The following is a 14,527-nucleotide window of genomic DNA, read 5'->3' as shown; positions in this document are numbered from 1 at the left end:
TTACGGTCGGACTAGTGGCGATGCTTTGCGCCTGCCAATCTCCGCCCCACCTGCGCGTAGATGACCTTGCGGTCCTCCCTGAAGGGGCAATGGCCAAGTCCGACTATGCTCGCTTCTACGCCCTGATCGAACTTAAGTCCGAACTAGACCTGCCCTTCACAACCTCACACACCTTCACATTGGCCGCGCCTAGAAAAGTTTGGGTCAGCGTATTTACCGAGGATGTGGGATTAGCCGCCAACATACCCAGCGTCCCCTGGCCGCCCTCCGGCGCGACACGGATTGAAGCCATGGAAGACTTTCCACAAATCTTCCATGGCGGCTGCAGGGTTGTAAATCTGGTCGCGGATTTCGAGACAGGCGAAACCTTGGCGAGCTGGTGCAATGTCGACGACAGACCGTCAGCTTTACCTTCCAAGGTTCCCTATTATTACGCCGAAAACTCGCCCCTTCGCGAAAACTAGCCCTTACGCGCAGCCATCGCCTGCTGCCATTTGGACGGCGGCTTGTCCGTTCGGTGAACACATCCGGGCCAGCAGCAGGGGCGGCGCTTGCCCTCGTGCATTTCCTCAAGAGTGCGCCTGATCCGCTTTTCGCGGGTCGGTGCCTGTTTGGCATCCTCGACCCAGCAGATGAACTCGTTGCGCCCCAGCGGTGTCAGCCCCTGCCAAAGCGCAAACGCCGCCACGTCCGCACGGATAGCCGCCTCCAGATCAGATGCCACCTCGTGCACAACACCTTGGGCAATAGGTTCGGACGTCGCACTCATCGCTTCATCTCCGACGCTCTACTTCCAGTCAGGCCCGTCGATCTCGTATCCGGCGGCCACCAACTGATCCAGCACCCCGTCAGCTTCCCCCAGCGTCCGGATCGGCGCAACCGCCAGCGTCACGCCGTCATCGGCAATCGCAGTCGAGATGGCATTGACCCATTCAGCCCGCATCCGCCCCCGCACCGACGGATCACCCCACGGCCAGCATTCGTCCATCACCGCATCAAACGGCGATGCCAATACGGCCTTCACATCCAGCTTGCGCCAAGCCTCGGCACGGTCCGCCATGGCACCGGCCCCGTACTCTGCCGCACCCATCGCCGCCCTCAAACACGACAGTTGCGTCTCCGGCGGCGAAGAAATCAGCGAATCGACCAGTTCACTGCCCCGTACAACACCGATGCTATGCGTCTTGATATCGGCGCGACGCGCGGCCCGTTCGGCGACCCGCTCGACCCTCGGGTCACGCGAGCCATCCTCTCCGGCACGCTCCCGCACCAGACCCATCGCCACCATCAGCGGTCGCGTCCGGACCCAGCCATGATTCCGTTCATAGGCCTGTAACGGCACCAGACGCAGAAAATCCTCGGCAGGGATCACCTCGTTCAGCGTCTGTTGGTCCGGCAACAACACAATGGTCCGTGCCCGCCAAAGTATCCGCAAGATATCCGCAGGCGAAGCCCGCATGTCCTGCGCGAACAGGACACGATCCACCCGCCCCACGGCACCCTCCAGCGCCTCGGCCCGCCATTCAAAGCCTTTGGGCACTTCGCGGATCATACCGACAAGGATCAGCACCCCGTCATCGCCCCTGCGCACGGTCCACATCGGCAAGCCCGCACGGCGCGCCGTCACAATAACTTCGTCGACTTGCACTGCGTCCGAACCGGAAACTTGCGCACCGACATCTAAACCTTGTGCCCAAGACGGCAACGAAACCGCAGAAGCAGCAACGAAAGAACAGACAAATACTAAATGTTTTATTCTATTCATCTCTTCACCATCATTCGTTGCGCGTTCTTAACGTACATTACATCTCGGTAATCGTGGACGATGTTTAATCCACCTGTACAGCTTGTAACTGGTTACTACCGTAAACTGGCCGCAAAACGTCCTCAACATTTTTGAGGAAGGGGCCACCCATGGTTGCCAAGCGCATTTTACTCACCAGCACGATTCTCTGCCTCGGCATGGCCGCCCCGCTTGCCGCCCAGGCCATGGAAGCGTCGCCTCCGGCCGCGCACGCTCCTCAAGCCAATGATCAGGGCTCCCTGATCTTCCAGCCCGACTTCTTCGCAGCCTACAGCCCGAACACCGCATTGGACATGGTCAACCGCGTCCCCGGCTTCAGCGTCAATGACGGCGACGGCGCCCGCGGCTTCGAAGGCACTGTGGGCAATGTGCTGATCAACGGCAGCCGACCGGCCTCGAAGAACGACACCGGCTCTTCCATCCTTGGCCGCACCCTCGCATCGCGTGTCGAGCGCATCGAGCTGATCCGCGGCGGCGCGCCCGGCATCGAGATGCAGGGCTATGCCATTGTGGTCAACGTCATCCTCAAGACCTCGGCCAGCACCGAGCAGATCGCCAGCTTCAACACCTTCATCTTCGACGGCGGCGGTCAGGACCTTTACGGCGGCAGCTATCAGATCACCCACCGCAAGGGTGACTACACCTACGGCCTGTTCCTGTCCGACAGCATCTCTACCAGCGATTCCAACGGCGAGGGTCCGTTCACCCGCACCACCCCCGACGGCACGGTCCTGCGCAACGAGAACTACTGGAACGACGGCTATGGCGGCGGCCGCAGCATCCGCGGCACCGTCAAAGGTCCGCTGCTGGGCGGCACCGTCGATGTGACGGCCCGCTATGGCGTCAACGACTGGCACGGCGAAAACTACTACACCAGCGCCACTTCCAACCGCGAGGCGGTGGGCGTCAACGACAGCAAGTCGGGCGAACTGGGCATCGTCTACACTCGCCCCGTCACCGGCAAGCTGACCTCCGAAACCCGCATGATCCACGAGTTTGAAAACGTGGATGCGCTGGATCGCAGCAACGTCACGGTCGACGGCGTCGTCTCGCCGGAGCAGCTCTTCACCGCCTCGGGCGAAAGCTCAGAGACCATCCTGCGTAGCCTCCTGCGCTACCAGCACTCCGACAAGCTCCAGTTCGAAGCCGGCGGCGAAGTGGCCTACAACATGCTCGAAGTCGAGCAGGCCTATTCTGTCGGCGGCACCAACGTTCCCCTGCCCTCCGCCTCCATCAAGGTCGAGGAACTGCGCGGCGAACTGTTCGGCAAGGGCACGTGGCGTATCAATCCCAAATGGACGATGGAAGCGGGACTGCGCCTCGAGAACTCCACCATCAGCCAGTCGGGCGATGCCGATCACGAACAGACCTTCTTCTTCGCCAAGCCCCGCGTCCAGCTGACGTGGAACCCGCGCGAGAACACCCAGCTGCGCATGCGCTTCGAGCGCACAGTGGGCCAGCTGGACTTCAACGACTTCGCCGCCTCCGCCGAGTTCAGCAACGAGAACGTCATGGGCGGCAACATCAACCTGTCCCCCGAACAGCGCTGGATCAGCGAGATTTCCTTCGAGCAGCGCTTCCTCAAGGAAGGCATCTTCAGCATCGCCTACCGCCACGATGCCATCAGCGACGTAATCGACGTGATCCCGCTGGATGGCGGTCTGGCCGCCGTCGGCAATATCGGCGACGGCACGCTGGACCAGCTGCGCGTCAAGCTGAGCCTGCCCACCGACAAGATCGGCATTCCGGGCGGCAAGTTCGATTTTGGGAACAGCTGGAACAAGACCGAAGTCACAGACCCCACCACGGGTCGCACCCGCCCGATCTCCAACCTGCGCCCCAGCCAGGCCGAGATCTCCTTCGAGCAGAACATCCCGTCGTGGAAGCTCTCGTGGGGCGTCGACTATCTGCCCAAGATCACCGAGACCTCCTATCAGCCCGACTACGTCTCCGGCTGGATGGGCCGCGACTACGGTCAGATCTGGGCCGAGTACAAGCCGGTGTCGTCCCTCTCGATCCGCGCCCAGTTCAATGTCTGGGACAGCTTCCGCCTCGAGCGCGAGACCTATGCCGACCGCACCTCCCGCGCCGTTGCCTACACCGACGTTCGCGACGTCTCCCCGCGCTCCTTCTTCCAGCTGCGCGTACGCAAAACCTTCTAAGGTTCTCCCCCGCTGTCATCCGTGACGGCCAGTAAAAAGGCGGCACCTCCTCCCGGAAGTGCCGCCTTTCTTATGCGTGTCGCTGAAGGGAGACTTAGCGGATACCCGCCATGCCCTTCTTCAGCAGCGGCGACAGCACCAGCAGTGCCACACCCACGATCACACCGGTCCAGCCGATGGTGCCGAAGATGTCGGCATAGGTCTTCAGAGCGGCTTCCGGATTGGTCACCACACCGGCCACCGTGTCCGAAGAAGTCGCCTGAGCGATCAGGCCGGCAGCCACGTGTGCAACCGACGACGACAGGAACCACACGCCCATCATCATGCCCACCACGCGGTCAACCGACAGCTTGGTGATCATCGACAGACCCACCGGCGACAGGCACAGCTCGCCGAGCGTGTGCAGCAGGTAGGTCAGGAACAGGAAGACCAGCGGAACGCGGAAGTCGACGTTCGCGAAGTTGTTCGAGGCAAAGGTCAGCAGCAGGAAGCCTGCACCCACCAGAGCCAGCGCCCACGAGAACTTGACCGGAGTCGAAGGCTCGAGGTTACGCTTGCCCAGCCAGACCCAAAGCGCGGCGATGATCGGACCGCCGACTACGATGATGCCCGGGTTGAACATCTGGGTCATCGGGGCATTGAACCACGACGGCATCTCGGTCGACTGGTCAGCAAACAGGGTCAGCGAAGAACCGGCTTGTTCGAACAGCGCCCAGAACAGCGTCGAGAAGAAGATCAGGGTCAGCGCCACCAGCATGCGGGTGCGCTCAGCGCCACGCAGCTTGATCAGCACATACCCAACCACCGAAGCAAAGATCACACCGGCCAGCCAAGGCAGGGCGGTGATGATGATTTCGCTGCGGATCATCAACAGCCAGGTCGGGAATACAGCGACCAGGCCACCGATCCAGAAGATGGCTTCGAACGGCAGGCCCAGAACCTTGCGGGTCTTGAGCATTTCCGGATTCGGCGGGCTACCGCGACCCTCGAGCCAGCTTTGGCCGAAGATGAAGGTAACCAGACCGATCAGCATGCCGATACCGGCCAGACCGAAGCCATAGGCCCAGCCGTACTTGATACCCAGATACGAGCAGGCCGCAGTGGCCAGCAGCGAACCGAGGTTGATACCGACGTAGAAGATGGTGAAGCCACCATCGCGACGCGGGTCGTTCTGTTCGTACAGGTGACCGACAACCGTCGAGATATTGGCCTTCAGGAAGCCCACACCGACGATGATCAGCGACAGGGCGAAGAACAGGATCGGCTCACCGAAACCGGTGTCGCGGATCGTCTCCAGCTTATAGCTGTCGGCCGGGGTCAGGGCAGGCAGACCCGCTACCGGAGCCGCGGCAACACCTTCGGCCGTCGCAGCCGCAGCCGGTGCCTCGAGGTTGACGATGCCTTCCGGCGTGACCTTGATCAGGGTGCGCTCTTCGCCGTTTACAGCGTAGATCTTGCGGTCCTGGTCGCGGCCTTCGACCTGCAGTTCATAGGTGGTCTCGGCAACCGTCAGGCGCTCTTTGCCGCCGGTGCCTTCGAAAGCCATCATGAAGTGGCCGAACACCAGAAGCACAGCGCCGATGATAACGGCCTTGCGCGATCCCAGATATTTATCAGCGATCATGCCGCCGACGACCGGCATCAGGTAAACCAGCGCGGCATAGGCCGCATAGATACCCTGAGCCTCTTTAGGACCGAACAGGAAGTGCTGGGTCAGATACAGGACCAGCAGGGCCCGCATACCGTAGTACGAGAAGCGCTCCCACATTTCGGTGAAGAAGAGAACGACCAGCCCTCGGGGATGTCCGAGGAAGGTCTTGCGGGGCTCGGCCGTAAGGCTGCCCCCAGTTTCCGTCGCTGACACGCGGAACTCCATATCTGCCGCCCCCGTCGGGCGCTGAAACATTGAGAAACAGCACGACACGCCAGTTGTCACAAGATGTTAACGACGTTTTTCGTCTCGAGACCGGCCCAAACTTGCCACATATTCACATAGCTGATGCATTTGACGCCCAGTTCATTCTCCTCGGCAAAAGGATAGAGGCGTGCGCTCGACATACGGCCAAGCTTCTGACACCATCGGTATTGGAAATCCGCCCGCTCCTCGAAGACCCCCTTGGCCATCAGACCTTTCACACTTGCCGATGCAGAAGGCGTCAACGCCTTGCACGCGGATATCCATTGGCCTGTTCCAAGTCTCGACCAGTGGCATTGGCTGGCCCGCAACCCCTGTCATTCCGCCTCTGCGCCCTTGGGCTGGGTCATCGACAATGACGGCAGCATCGACGGATTTCTCGGCAACTACCGGCGCTTCGCCTATCGTCAGCGCAAACGCCACGTCATCGCCTCGGCCTATTCGGTCATCGTCTCGCCGCGCGCAAAAGGCGGCAGTCAGGCCCTGATCCAGACCTTCCTGGCCCAGGAGGGCGTGTTGTTCACGACCATTCTCAACGCCAACGAGGTCGGCAGCCCGATTTACCGCAAACTGGGGATGGAGCCTCTGCCCCACCCCGCGCACGATGTGCGGCTGTCATGGGCACTGGCACCCAGCCTCGCCGCCCTCGCTCGCGGCCTACGGTCCTGCGTAGAGCGCTGGCCAAGGCTGAACGACAAACTGGGCGAGTGTTTTGCCCCGCGCGCGGCCAATCTGTTCGACCCCAGACGCGTCAAATGGCCACGCAACATCCACGTCATCGAGGACCTGTCCGAACACTCCGCCTTTGGCCAGTTGTGGGAAAAGCTGCGCGACGAGGACCAACTCGTCAGCGACCGCAGTCCGGCAACCCTGCGCTGGTATTGCGCGGGCCCCGACCGCTACATGCCGCCGCTTGTGCTCGGCTACCACGACGAGAGCGGACTGGTCGCCTATGCCTTCGCACAGCTGTCCAAGACCCGATCCATCGACGTGCCGGTGCTCGAAATCCTTGATATCGCCTGGCTGTCCGGGGCTCCCGCAACGGCGGTTCCGTCTCTGGTCCGCGCCATCGAACAGGCCGGGTACAAGATGGGGGCCGTAAAGGTACGCCTCCCCGTCGTCTCCGCGCCGCTGTTCGAGGCACTGGGCGCAAAGCGGCGCAGCGCCCACACCGAGGGCGGCTGGGGCCACGCCTTCGTCAGCGCGGGTGCGTCGGATCACTGCGACGACTGGCTCCCCACCGCCTTTGACGGCAGCGACGGCTTTACCCTGCGCCAGCCACCGCGAAGGTCACGTAAAGCCTAAAACTTGCGCTTGCCGCTGACGGTTTCGAAGAACAGGCGGAAATCCCCCATCAGGCTCCAGAGGGGATATTTGAAGGTCGCCGGACGGTTCTTCTCGAAGAAGAAGTGGCCTACCCATGCAAAGCCATACCCCACCAGCGGCATGGCCAGCAGCCACCACGCATTGCGCGTCACCAGAAACGCGACAAAGGCCGCGATCACCAATCCCGTGCCGATCACATGGATACGGCGGCAGACCCGATTGGAGTGCTCGTGGATGTAATAGGGATAGAAGGCCTCGAACGATGCGTAACGCTCGCCGTTTGCAGGTTGGGTCATAAAGAAAATGCCTCCGGAAGCGATCCGGAGGCACCTTCATATATCAACGGTTAAGCGTCAATCAGTCGAAACGCTTGGCCTTGCGTGGAGCGGCCTTGCCGGCGAACGCAGGCTTGCCTGCACCGCCCTTGTAGCCACCGCCAGCCGGCTTACCGGCGAAACCGCCCGGAGCCTTGGGACGGAACGGCTTAGCACCGCGGTCCGGACGATCACCGCCTTCGCGCGGCTTGAACTCGCCACGTTCCTGACGCGGACCACGGTCCGAACGCTCGCCACGGTCGTTGTCACCGAACGGCTTGCGCTTGAACGGCGGACGACCACCATCGCGGGCACCGCCACGATCACCGAAGTTACGGTCGCGGCTACCCTTGAACATGCCCGCATGCGGCGCATCCGAAGGCGTGATGTTCGCCTCTTCGGTGTTCATCTGGGCCAGCTTCTTGAAGGCTTCCACGTGCGTGTTGGCGATCTCGAAACGGGTCTCTTCCGGGAAGGTCTTGATCGAACCGATCTGCTGCTTGGTGATGCCACCGATGCGGCAGATCATCGGGATCAGCCATTTCGGATCGGCATTACGGTTGCGACCGATGTCCATGCGGAACCAGCTGCACTCGTCCGACGACAGACGGTCAAATGCGAAAGACGGCTCGAAAGCTTCACCTTCACGGCGCGGCTTGCGTTGCGGGCCTTCACCCGGATCGCTCAGGTTCGCAGGGGTCGGCAGGTTCTTGCGCAGCATGTTGACGACAGCCGCTGCCAGTTGGTCCGGCGTACGCTCGGAAACCATTTGCGCAATCAGTTCTGCATCGCTAGCAGCCGGTTCTTGCGTGAAGATCGGCGCAGCCAGCAGGCGCTGTTCGTCCTTGACCAGGATTTCTTCTGCAGTCGGAGCGCCCGACCATACAGCTTCAACGCCGGCCGAGTTCAGCAGCATTTCAGCCTTACGACGACGCGAGTGCGGAACCAGCAGAACCGAGACACCCTTCTTACCCGCACGGCCGGTACGGCCCGAACGGTGAAGCATAGTGGCCTTGTTGATCGGCAGTTCGGCGTGAACGACCAGACCCAGATCCGGCAGGTCCAGACCGCGAGCAGCAACGTCGGTGGCGACGCAGACGCGGGCACGGCCGTCACGCAGCGCTTGCAGCGCTTCGTTACGCTCGCGCTGGCCCATTTCACCCGACAGGGCGACCGAGGCGAAACCACGCTCAAGCAGGGCAGCTTGCAGGTTATTCACGCTAGCGCGGGTCGAGCAGAAGACCAGAACGCTCGGCGCTTCGAAGTAACGCAGAACGTTAACAACAGCGCTTTCGATCTGCTGCGGGATAATGCGCATGGCGCGGTATTCGATATCGTTGTGCGGCTGGCTGCGGTCGACGGTGTCGATACGCACAGCGTCTTTCTGATAGCGCTTGGCCAGAACAGCGATGTCGCGGGCGATGGTCGCCGAGAACAGCAGGGTACGACGGTTTTCCGGAGCCTGCTCGAGGATGTACTCGAGGTCTTCACGGAAGCCCATGTCGAGCATTTCATCGGCTTCGTCGAGGACGATGACGCGAGCGGCCGACAGGTCCAGAGCACCACGGTCGATGTGGTCCTTCAGACGACCCGGCGTACCGACCACGATGTGCGTGCCGAAGCTGAGGGCGCGGGCTTCCTTGCGGGAATCCATGCCACCGACGCAGGTGGTGATCTTGGCACCGGCTTCACCGTAGAGCCAGGTCAGCTCTGCGGCGACCTGCAGGGCCAGTTCGCGGGTTGGAGCAATAGCAAGCATCAGCGGAGCGCCGGCTTGACCGAGGTTCTCTTCGCCGTCGAAGAGAGTAGAGGCAGCGGCCAGACCAAAGGCTACGGTTTTACCCGAACCCGTCTGAGCCGATACCAGCAGATCTGCATCCCCATGCCCGACTTCCAACACGGCAGCCTGAACCGAAGTCGGTTCAGCGTACCCTTTCTTGGAGAGAGCGCGGTCTAACGCAGGATGAACGGCTGGAAATGGCATGGATATACGATCTAAATAGAACTTGGTGCGGCCTAGAACGACCGCGCCCGGCCAAGGACGAGTTCCTCAAGCCGGGCGAACGGGCGTCTCTATACACGAAACAAGGCTACGGTGGGGCGAAATCGGTGTTCGCCATCTTCCTTCATTCCCCATTGGCCCAAAGCGTGGCAATCTAGCCCCAGTCGCCCACCCCCATGGCCGCAGTCGGGAACAGTTCGATGCTGCAATCTCTGCCCACGACCACCGTCGCGCCTCAGGCCGCCGTCGACCGCTTTGAAGCCATCGCCCGCAAGACCGTGGTGGCCCCGCTGCAGAGTGCCCAGACCGGATCGGTCGAAGCCGCCGCCGCCCGCACCCAGCTTGCCGCCAGCCTCTCCGTCACCCGCACGGCGGACGCCATGATGGGCACTCTGCTCGACACCAAGGCCTGAGCCTGTTCGCGCCAGACGCGTAACGAAGTCTTGCGTCGCCACCGCACCAGGCAAGTGATAACGTCGTTTTCCTATCCGGCCCGCCGAACGAGGCCGGACGAATGGGAGATACGACGTGCCCAAGATGATTTTCGTCAATCTGCCGGTCACGGATTTGGCGCGCTCGACGACCTTTTACGAGGCTGTAGGCGCGACCAGAAACCCGATGTTCTCGGACGACACAGCCTCCGGCATGGTGTTCTCCGACACCATCCACGCCATGCTGCTCACCCACGACAAGTGGCGAACCTTCACTGACCGCACCATCCCTGACGCCCATGCCTCCGCGCAGGTTTTGATCTGCCTATCCGAAGACAGCCGCGAAGGCGTGGACCGTGTGGTCGATACCGCAGGCCGCTCCGGTGGTACCGCCGACCCCAACCCCAAGGTCGAATACCCCTTCATGTACAGCCGCAGCTTTGCGGACCCCGATGGCCACATCTGGGAGATTATGTGGATGGACCCTGCCGCCGCGCCGCCCGCGCCCGATCAAGCTTGAGGTCACATCATGTCGCTCGATCTATCCGTCACCCGTTTCATCAAGGCGACCCCCGAACAGGTCTGGGATGCCTATGTGAACCACGCGCCCGAATGGTTCACTCCGCGTCCATGGATCACCCCCATCGTCGATTACCAGCTTCATCCGGGTGGCCGCGCCAATGTCGTGATGCAATCGCCTGAGGGCGAACAGCACGCCTATAACGGCGTCGTTCTGGAGGTCGAACCGGCCCGCAAGCTGGTGACCACCGGCGCTATAACCGAGGGATGGCATCCGCAGTCCGGATCGATGAATTTCATCCGCATCGACACCTTCGAGCCGGAAGACCAAGGCACCCGATTTACCGCCTTCGCTCGCCATTGGGAGCAATCCGCCGCCGATCAGCATAAAGCGATGGGATTCCACGAGGGCTGGGGCACGGTGGCCGATCAACTGGCCGAGGTTGCAGAGCGCCTCGCCACAGAAGGATAGAGCCAATGCCGGAGAAGCTCATCACCTGCATTTGGTACGACATTGGTCAGGCCAAGGCCGCCGCCGAATTCTACATGTCGCTCGGCTTGCCCGACAGCCGGATCGAACAAGTTCTGAACAGCCCCACGGACAACCCGTCCGTCAAAGCGGGCGAGGAACTGCTGGTCACCTTCACCCTGTGCGGTCGCCCCTTCGCAGGATTGAACGGCGGCCCCGCCTTCCCCCAGACCGAGGCGGTCTCCATCATGGCCGTGACCGAAGATCAGGCCGAGACCGACCGCCTGTGGAATGCCATCGTCGGAAACGGCGGCACCGAGAGCGCCTGCGGATGGTGCAAGGATCGCTGGGGCGTGAACTGGCAGATCACCCCGCGCTTCTTGCTGGACGCCCTGTCCGATACCAACGCAGCCCGCGCAAAGGCCGTGGTCGAAGCCATGAACACCATGGGCCGGATCGATATCGCGGCTCTGAAGACCGCTGCATCCGCCGTATGAAAGGAACCGAAATGCCCTACCTCAGCATCATGGCCGCGCCCGTCAAAACATCTGACAAGGACGCCTATCTCGAACACGCCCGCACGACGTGGCCCGCATTCCAGCGCCACGGTGCCACGGCCATGAGCGAGAACTGGGGCGTGGACATTCCCGATGGCAAGCTGACCAGCTTCCCCATGTCGGTGAAACTCGAGGCAGACGAGGCCATCGTCGTGTCGTGGATCGTATGGCCGGACAAAGCCACATGCGACGCGGCATGGCAGAACCTCGAAAAGGAACCCGAGATGGCCATGATGGAAATGCCGTTCGATGGTCGCCGCATGATCTTCGGCGGGTTCGAGACCATTCTCGAAGGCTAAAGAAAAAGGCGGCCCATAAGAGCCGCCCTTCAAAATCTATTGCCCCAGCAGAATGCGGCGCATGTCCGCCACATCCTTAAACAAATAGGCCGGATTATGCTTGGCCAGCGCTTCGGGGAGCGTATAGCCCCACGACACGGCACCGGCTCTCATGCCAATCGGCTTGGCCGCATCGATGTCGCGGATTTCGTCGCCGACGCTGACCGCGTCCTTGGCATCTACGCCCATGGCCTTGAGCACTTTTTTGAACTTGGCCGTCTTGCCGTGGATCGACGCGCCGCAGTTCAGCATATCGACCTCGATACCCTCGCGCTGGAGCACCTGACGCACGGACTCGGTCGTGTCCGAACTGACGATGACCACCTTGATACCGGCAGCGCGCAGATCACGCAGCAGGTCTGGAATGCCATCGAACAACTGGGTCGTCGCCGCCGCCTTCAGCTTTTCGCGGCGCGTATGGCGCACGATAGCCGGAAGCTTCCACGGACGGACCTTCATCCTGGTCATCACCTGACGGGCCGACAGGCCGCGCATGGCTTCAACTTCGTCGGGTCCCGGCTTGTACAGGCGGAACCGCGCGATGGCGTCGTCCAGAATCGACAGGAACCACCCATAGGTGTCTGCCAGCGTTCCGTCGAAATCAAAGATGACCAGTTTAGGCGTCGTCATGCGCGTCCTTGATCAGGCGAAGATACAAAGGGCGGTGTTCCCCACACCGCCCTTGCCGTGATCCGGCTTAGCTGTCGAGGAAGGAACGCAGCTTACGCGACCGCGACGGGTGCTTCAGCTTGCGAAGAGCCTTCGCTTCGATCTGACGGATACGCTCACGGGTAACCGAGAACTGCTGGCCGACTTCTTCCAGCGTGTGGTCGGTGTTCATGCCGATGCCGAAACGCATACGCAGAACACGCTCTTCACGCGGGGTCAGCGAGGCCAGAACGCGCGTGGTGGTTTCACGCAGGTTCGACTGGATGGCCGCATCGATCGGCAGGACAGCGTTCTTGTCCTCGATGAAATCGCCGAGGTGCGAGTCTTCTTCGTCACCGATAGGCGTTTCCAGCGAGATCGGCTCCTTGGCGATCTTCAGGACCTTGCGGACCTTCTCCAGCGGCATGGCCAGACGTTCGGCCAGCTCTTCCGGCGTCGCTTCACGACCGATTTCATGCAGCATCTGGCGCTGGGTACGGACGATCTTGTTGATCGTCTCGATCATGTGCACCGGAATACGGATGGTACGCGCCTGGTCGGCGATCGAGCGGGTGATCGCCTGACGGATCCACCACGTCGCATAGGTCGAGAACTTGTAACCGCGACGGTATTCGAACTTGTCGACGGCCTTCATCAGACCGATGTTGCCTTCCTGGATCAGGTCCAGGAACTGCAGGCCACGGTTGGTGTATTTCTTGGCGATCGAGATAACCAGACGCAGGTTGGCCTCGACCATTTCCTTCTTGGCCTGACGGGCTTCGCGCTCGCCCTTCTGGACCATCTGGACGATACGGCGATAGTCGTCGATCGGCAGACCGGCTTCCGAAGCGATGGTCGCCACGTCGCCACGGATTTTGGCAATCTGGTTGGCTTCGTTCTCGCTGAACTTGGTCCAGCGCACGCCCATTTCCTTGATCTTCTCGGACCAGTTCGGATCAAGCTCCGAACCGAAGTAGGCCTTGAGGAACTCGGGGCGCGAAATGCCATAGGTGTCGGCCAGACGCAGCAGGCGACCTTCCAGACCGATCAGACGCTTGTTGATGGCATAGAGCTGCTCGACCAGCGACTCGATACGCGCATTGTTCAGCTTCATGGTCTTCAGGCGGTCAGAGATCGCCGTGGTCAGCGTCTCGTAAGCCTTCTGGTCCTTGGCAGCCAGTTCCTCGCCCTTCAGGCGGGCTTCAACCAGCTTGTCCTGCAGCTTGCGGAAGCCACCGAAATCGGCCGCAATCGCGTCCAGCACTTCCATGACACCGTCACGCAGTTCGGCTTCCAGAGCCGAGATCGACATGCCTGCGCCGTCGTCGAAATCGTCGTCGTCCTCGTCGCCCTCGCCTTCCGGCTTCTCTTCGGGCTCTTGCGACGGATCCGGCTGGTTGTGCGGCAGCGACGACGGGTTCAGCACGCCATAGGTGGCATCCAGATCGATCACATCGCGCAGCAGAATACGGTTGTTCGCCAGCTCTTCGCGCCACACCATGATGGCTTCAAAGGTCAGGGCGCTTTCGCACAGACCCGAGATCATGGCGTCGCGGCCAGCTTCGATACGCTTGGCGATGGCGATTTCGCCCTCGCGGCTCAGCAGTTCGACCGAGCCCATTTCGCGCAGATACATACGCACCGGGTCATCGGTACGGTCGTACTGCGACTTGGCAGGTGTCTCGGCGACAGCAGTTTCAGCAGCATTGGCCACTTCGGTGCCTTGCGCTTCGGCGGCGTCTTCTTCGGCTTCAACGACGTTGACGCCCATTTCCGACAGCATGGCCAGCGTGTCCTCAATGGCATCGCCACTGACTTCTTCGGACGGGAGGACCTTGTTCAGTTCCTCCATCGTGACATAGCCACGCGCCTTGGCCTGCTTGATGAACTTCTTGACGCCGGCATCGGTCAGGTCAAGCAGCGGACCATCCGACTGGGCCTCGTTGTCCTGCGTCTCGTTCTGCGCGCTCATTCAATTTCTCTCCACCACCGTCAAGGGGCTGCTGCGGCCCACCTGCGGCGAAAATGCAACTCATCGACTT

15 protein-coding genes are annotated in these 14,527 nt (G+C 61.5%); 8 read left to right on the top strand and 7 right to left on the bottom strand.

Translation table 11 applies throughout. From position 1 onward, the window contains the following. Positions 1-89: 89 nt before the first annotated feature. Complete coding sequence (locus tag LOX95_RS11085; protein WP_242914576.1) at positions 90-464, top strand: hypothetical protein; 375 nt, start codon at positions 90-92, stop codon at positions 462-464. Here the strand turns inward: LOX95_RS11085 and LOX95_RS11080 are convergent. Then, positions 461-769: a YdeI/OmpD-associated family protein gene (locus LOX95_RS11080; protein WP_242914575.1), complete on the bottom strand. Its 309-nt coding sequence runs from the start codon at positions 767-769 to the stop codon at positions 461-463. The genes LOX95_RS11085 and LOX95_RS11080 overlap by 4 nt on opposite strands. Before the next feature lie 18 nt (positions 770-787). Next, the gene (locus LOX95_RS11075) at positions 788-1,648 is read right to left on the bottom strand and encodes a TraB/GumN family protein (RefSeq protein WP_242914573.1); all 861 of its coding nucleotides are present in this window, start codon (positions 1,646-1,648) and stop codon (positions 788-790) included. A gap of 266 nt (positions 1,649-1,914) precedes the next feature. On the opposite strand from LOX95_RS11075, the gene LOX95_RS11070 reads away from it, so the two are divergent. Beyond that, entirely contained in the window at positions 1,915-3,966 is a 2,052-nt protein-coding gene (locus LOX95_RS11070; protein WP_242914571.1) for a TonB-dependent receptor plug domain-containing protein, read from the top strand. Between the two features lie 94 nt (positions 3,967-4,060). On the opposite strand, the gene LOX95_RS11065 is transcribed toward LOX95_RS11070, so the two are convergent. Beyond that, positions 4,061-5,830: a peptide MFS transporter gene (locus LOX95_RS11065; protein WP_242914569.1), complete on the bottom strand. Its 1,770-nt coding sequence runs from the start codon at positions 5,828-5,830 to the stop codon at positions 4,061-4,063. A 252-nt stretch (positions 5,831-6,082) separates the two neighbouring features. On the opposite strand from LOX95_RS11065, the gene LOX95_RS11060 reads away from it, so the two are divergent. Then, positions 6,083-7,186 (top strand): GNAT family N-acetyltransferase, encoded by a 1,104-nt coding sequence (locus tag LOX95_RS11060; protein ID WP_242914567.1) that lies wholly within the window; start codon positions 6,083-6,085, stop codon positions 7,184-7,186. Here LOX95_RS11060 and LOX95_RS11055 read toward each other — a convergent pair. Together LOX95_RS11055 and LOX95_RS11050 are read right to left on the bottom strand one after the other, a co-directional pair. Continuing rightward, positions 7,183-7,503, bottom strand: a complete 321-nt coding sequence (locus LOX95_RS11055) for an Mpo1-like protein (protein ID WP_242914565.1) — start codon at positions 7,501-7,503, stop codon at positions 7,183-7,185. The genes LOX95_RS11060 and LOX95_RS11055 overlap by 4 nt on opposite strands. A gap of 61 nt (positions 7,504-7,564) precedes the next feature. Continuing rightward, positions 7,565-9,505 carry a DEAD/DEAH box helicase gene (locus LOX95_RS11050; protein WP_242914563.1) on the bottom strand — a complete coding sequence of 647 codons (1,941 nt, stop codon included), beginning with the start codon at positions 9,503-9,505 and terminating at the stop codon, positions 7,565-7,567. 218 nt (positions 9,506-9,723) lie between these two features. Between LOX95_RS11050 and LOX95_RS11045 the strand changes: the two genes are divergently transcribed. From LOX95_RS11045 to LOX95_RS11025, 5 genes are all read left to right on the top strand, one after another. Next, positions 9,724-9,936 (top strand): flagellar hook protein FlgE, encoded by a 213-nt coding sequence (locus tag LOX95_RS11045; protein ID WP_242914561.1) that lies wholly within the window; start codon positions 9,724-9,726, stop codon positions 9,934-9,936. Positions 9,937-10,060: 124 nt separating this feature from the next. Then, the gene (locus tag LOX95_RS11040; RefSeq protein ID WP_242914854.1) at positions 10,061-10,474 is read left to right on the top strand and encodes a VOC family protein; all 414 of its coding nucleotides are present in this window, start codon (positions 10,061-10,063) and stop codon (positions 10,472-10,474) included. 9 nt (positions 10,475-10,483) lie between these two features. Then, on the top strand, positions 10,484-10,945 hold the full coding sequence (locus LOX95_RS11035) for an SRPBCC domain-containing protein (RefSeq protein WP_242914559.1): 462 nt from the start codon (positions 10,484-10,486) through the stop codon (positions 10,943-10,945). Positions 10,946-10,950: 5 nt separating this feature from the next. Next, positions 10,951-11,439: a VOC family protein gene (locus LOX95_RS11030; RefSeq protein WP_242914558.1), complete on the top strand. Its 489-nt coding sequence runs from the start codon at positions 10,951-10,953 to the stop codon at positions 11,437-11,439. After that, on the top strand, positions 11,436-11,798 hold the full coding sequence (locus LOX95_RS11025) for a DUF1428 domain-containing protein (RefSeq protein ID WP_242914556.1): 363 nt from the start codon (positions 11,436-11,438) through the stop codon (positions 11,796-11,798). Before LOX95_RS11030 ends, LOX95_RS11025 begins: the two co-directional genes overlap by 4 nt. A 36-nt stretch (positions 11,799-11,834) precedes the next feature. Here LOX95_RS11025 and LOX95_RS11020 read toward each other — a convergent pair whose 3' ends face one another. Then, a complete protein-coding gene (locus LOX95_RS11020) occupies positions 11,835-12,467 on the bottom strand; it encodes an HAD-IA family hydrolase (RefSeq protein WP_242914554.1) in 633 nt (210 codons plus the stop codon). Positions 12,468-12,534: 67 nt separating this feature from the next. Beyond that, entirely contained in the window at positions 12,535-14,457 is a 1,923-nt protein-coding gene (rpoD, locus tag LOX95_RS11015) for an RNA polymerase sigma factor RpoD (RefSeq protein WP_242914552.1), read from the bottom strand. Between the last annotated feature and the right edge of the window lie 70 nt (positions 14,458-14,527).

The sequence above is a fragment of the Brevundimonas pishanensis genome (assembly GCF_022750635.1).
Taxonomy (GTDB): Bacteria; Pseudomonadota; Alphaproteobacteria; order Caulobacterales; family Caulobacteraceae; genus Brevundimonas; species Brevundimonas pishanensis.
The sequence above is the reverse complement of the archived record's forward strand: the minus strand, read 5'-3'. Positions and strand labels throughout refer to the sequence as shown.

Coding starts and splice junctions, on each gene's coding strand:
- LOX95_RS11050 (WP_242914563.1), bottom strand. CDS start 9,505: ATGCCATTTCCAGCCGTTCATCCTGCGTTAGACCGCGCTCTCTCCAAG.
- LOX95_RS11085 (WP_242914576.1), top strand. CDS start 90: ATGGCCAAGTCCGACTATGCTCGCTTCTACGCCCTGATCGAACTTAAG.
- LOX95_RS11055 (WP_242914565.1), bottom strand. CDS start 7,503: ATGACCCAACCTGCAAACGGCGAGCGTTACGCATCGTTCGAGGCCTTC.
- rpoD (WP_242914552.1), bottom strand. CDS start 14,457: ATGAGCGCGCAGAACGAGACGCAGGACAACGAGGCCCAGTCGGATGGT.
- LOX95_RS11025 (WP_242914556.1), top strand. CDS start 11,436: ATGAAAGGAACCGAAATGCCCTACCTCAGCATCATGGCCGCGCCCGTC.
- LOX95_RS11035 (WP_242914559.1), top strand. CDS start 10,484: ATGTCGCTCGATCTATCCGTCACCCGTTTCATCAAGGCGACCCCCGAA.
- LOX95_RS11040 (WP_242914854.1), top strand. CDS start 10,061: ATGATTTTCGTCAATCTGCCGGTCACGGATTTGGCGCGCTCGACGACC.
- LOX95_RS11045 (WP_242914561.1), top strand. CDS start 9,724: ATGCTGCAATCTCTGCCCACGACCACCGTCGCGCCTCAGGCCGCCGTC.
- LOX95_RS11080 (WP_242914575.1), bottom strand. CDS start 769: ATGAGTGCGACGTCCGAACCTATTGCCCAAGGTGTTGTGCACGAGGTG.
- LOX95_RS11030 (WP_242914558.1), top strand. CDS start 10,951: ATGCCGGAGAAGCTCATCACCTGCATTTGGTACGACATTGGTCAGGCC.
- LOX95_RS11020 (WP_242914554.1), bottom strand. CDS start 12,467: ATGACGACGCCTAAACTGGTCATCTTTGATTTCGACGGAACGCTGGCA.
- LOX95_RS11070 (WP_242914571.1), top strand. CDS start 1,915: ATGGTTGCCAAGCGCATTTTACTCACCAGCACGATTCTCTGCCTCGGC.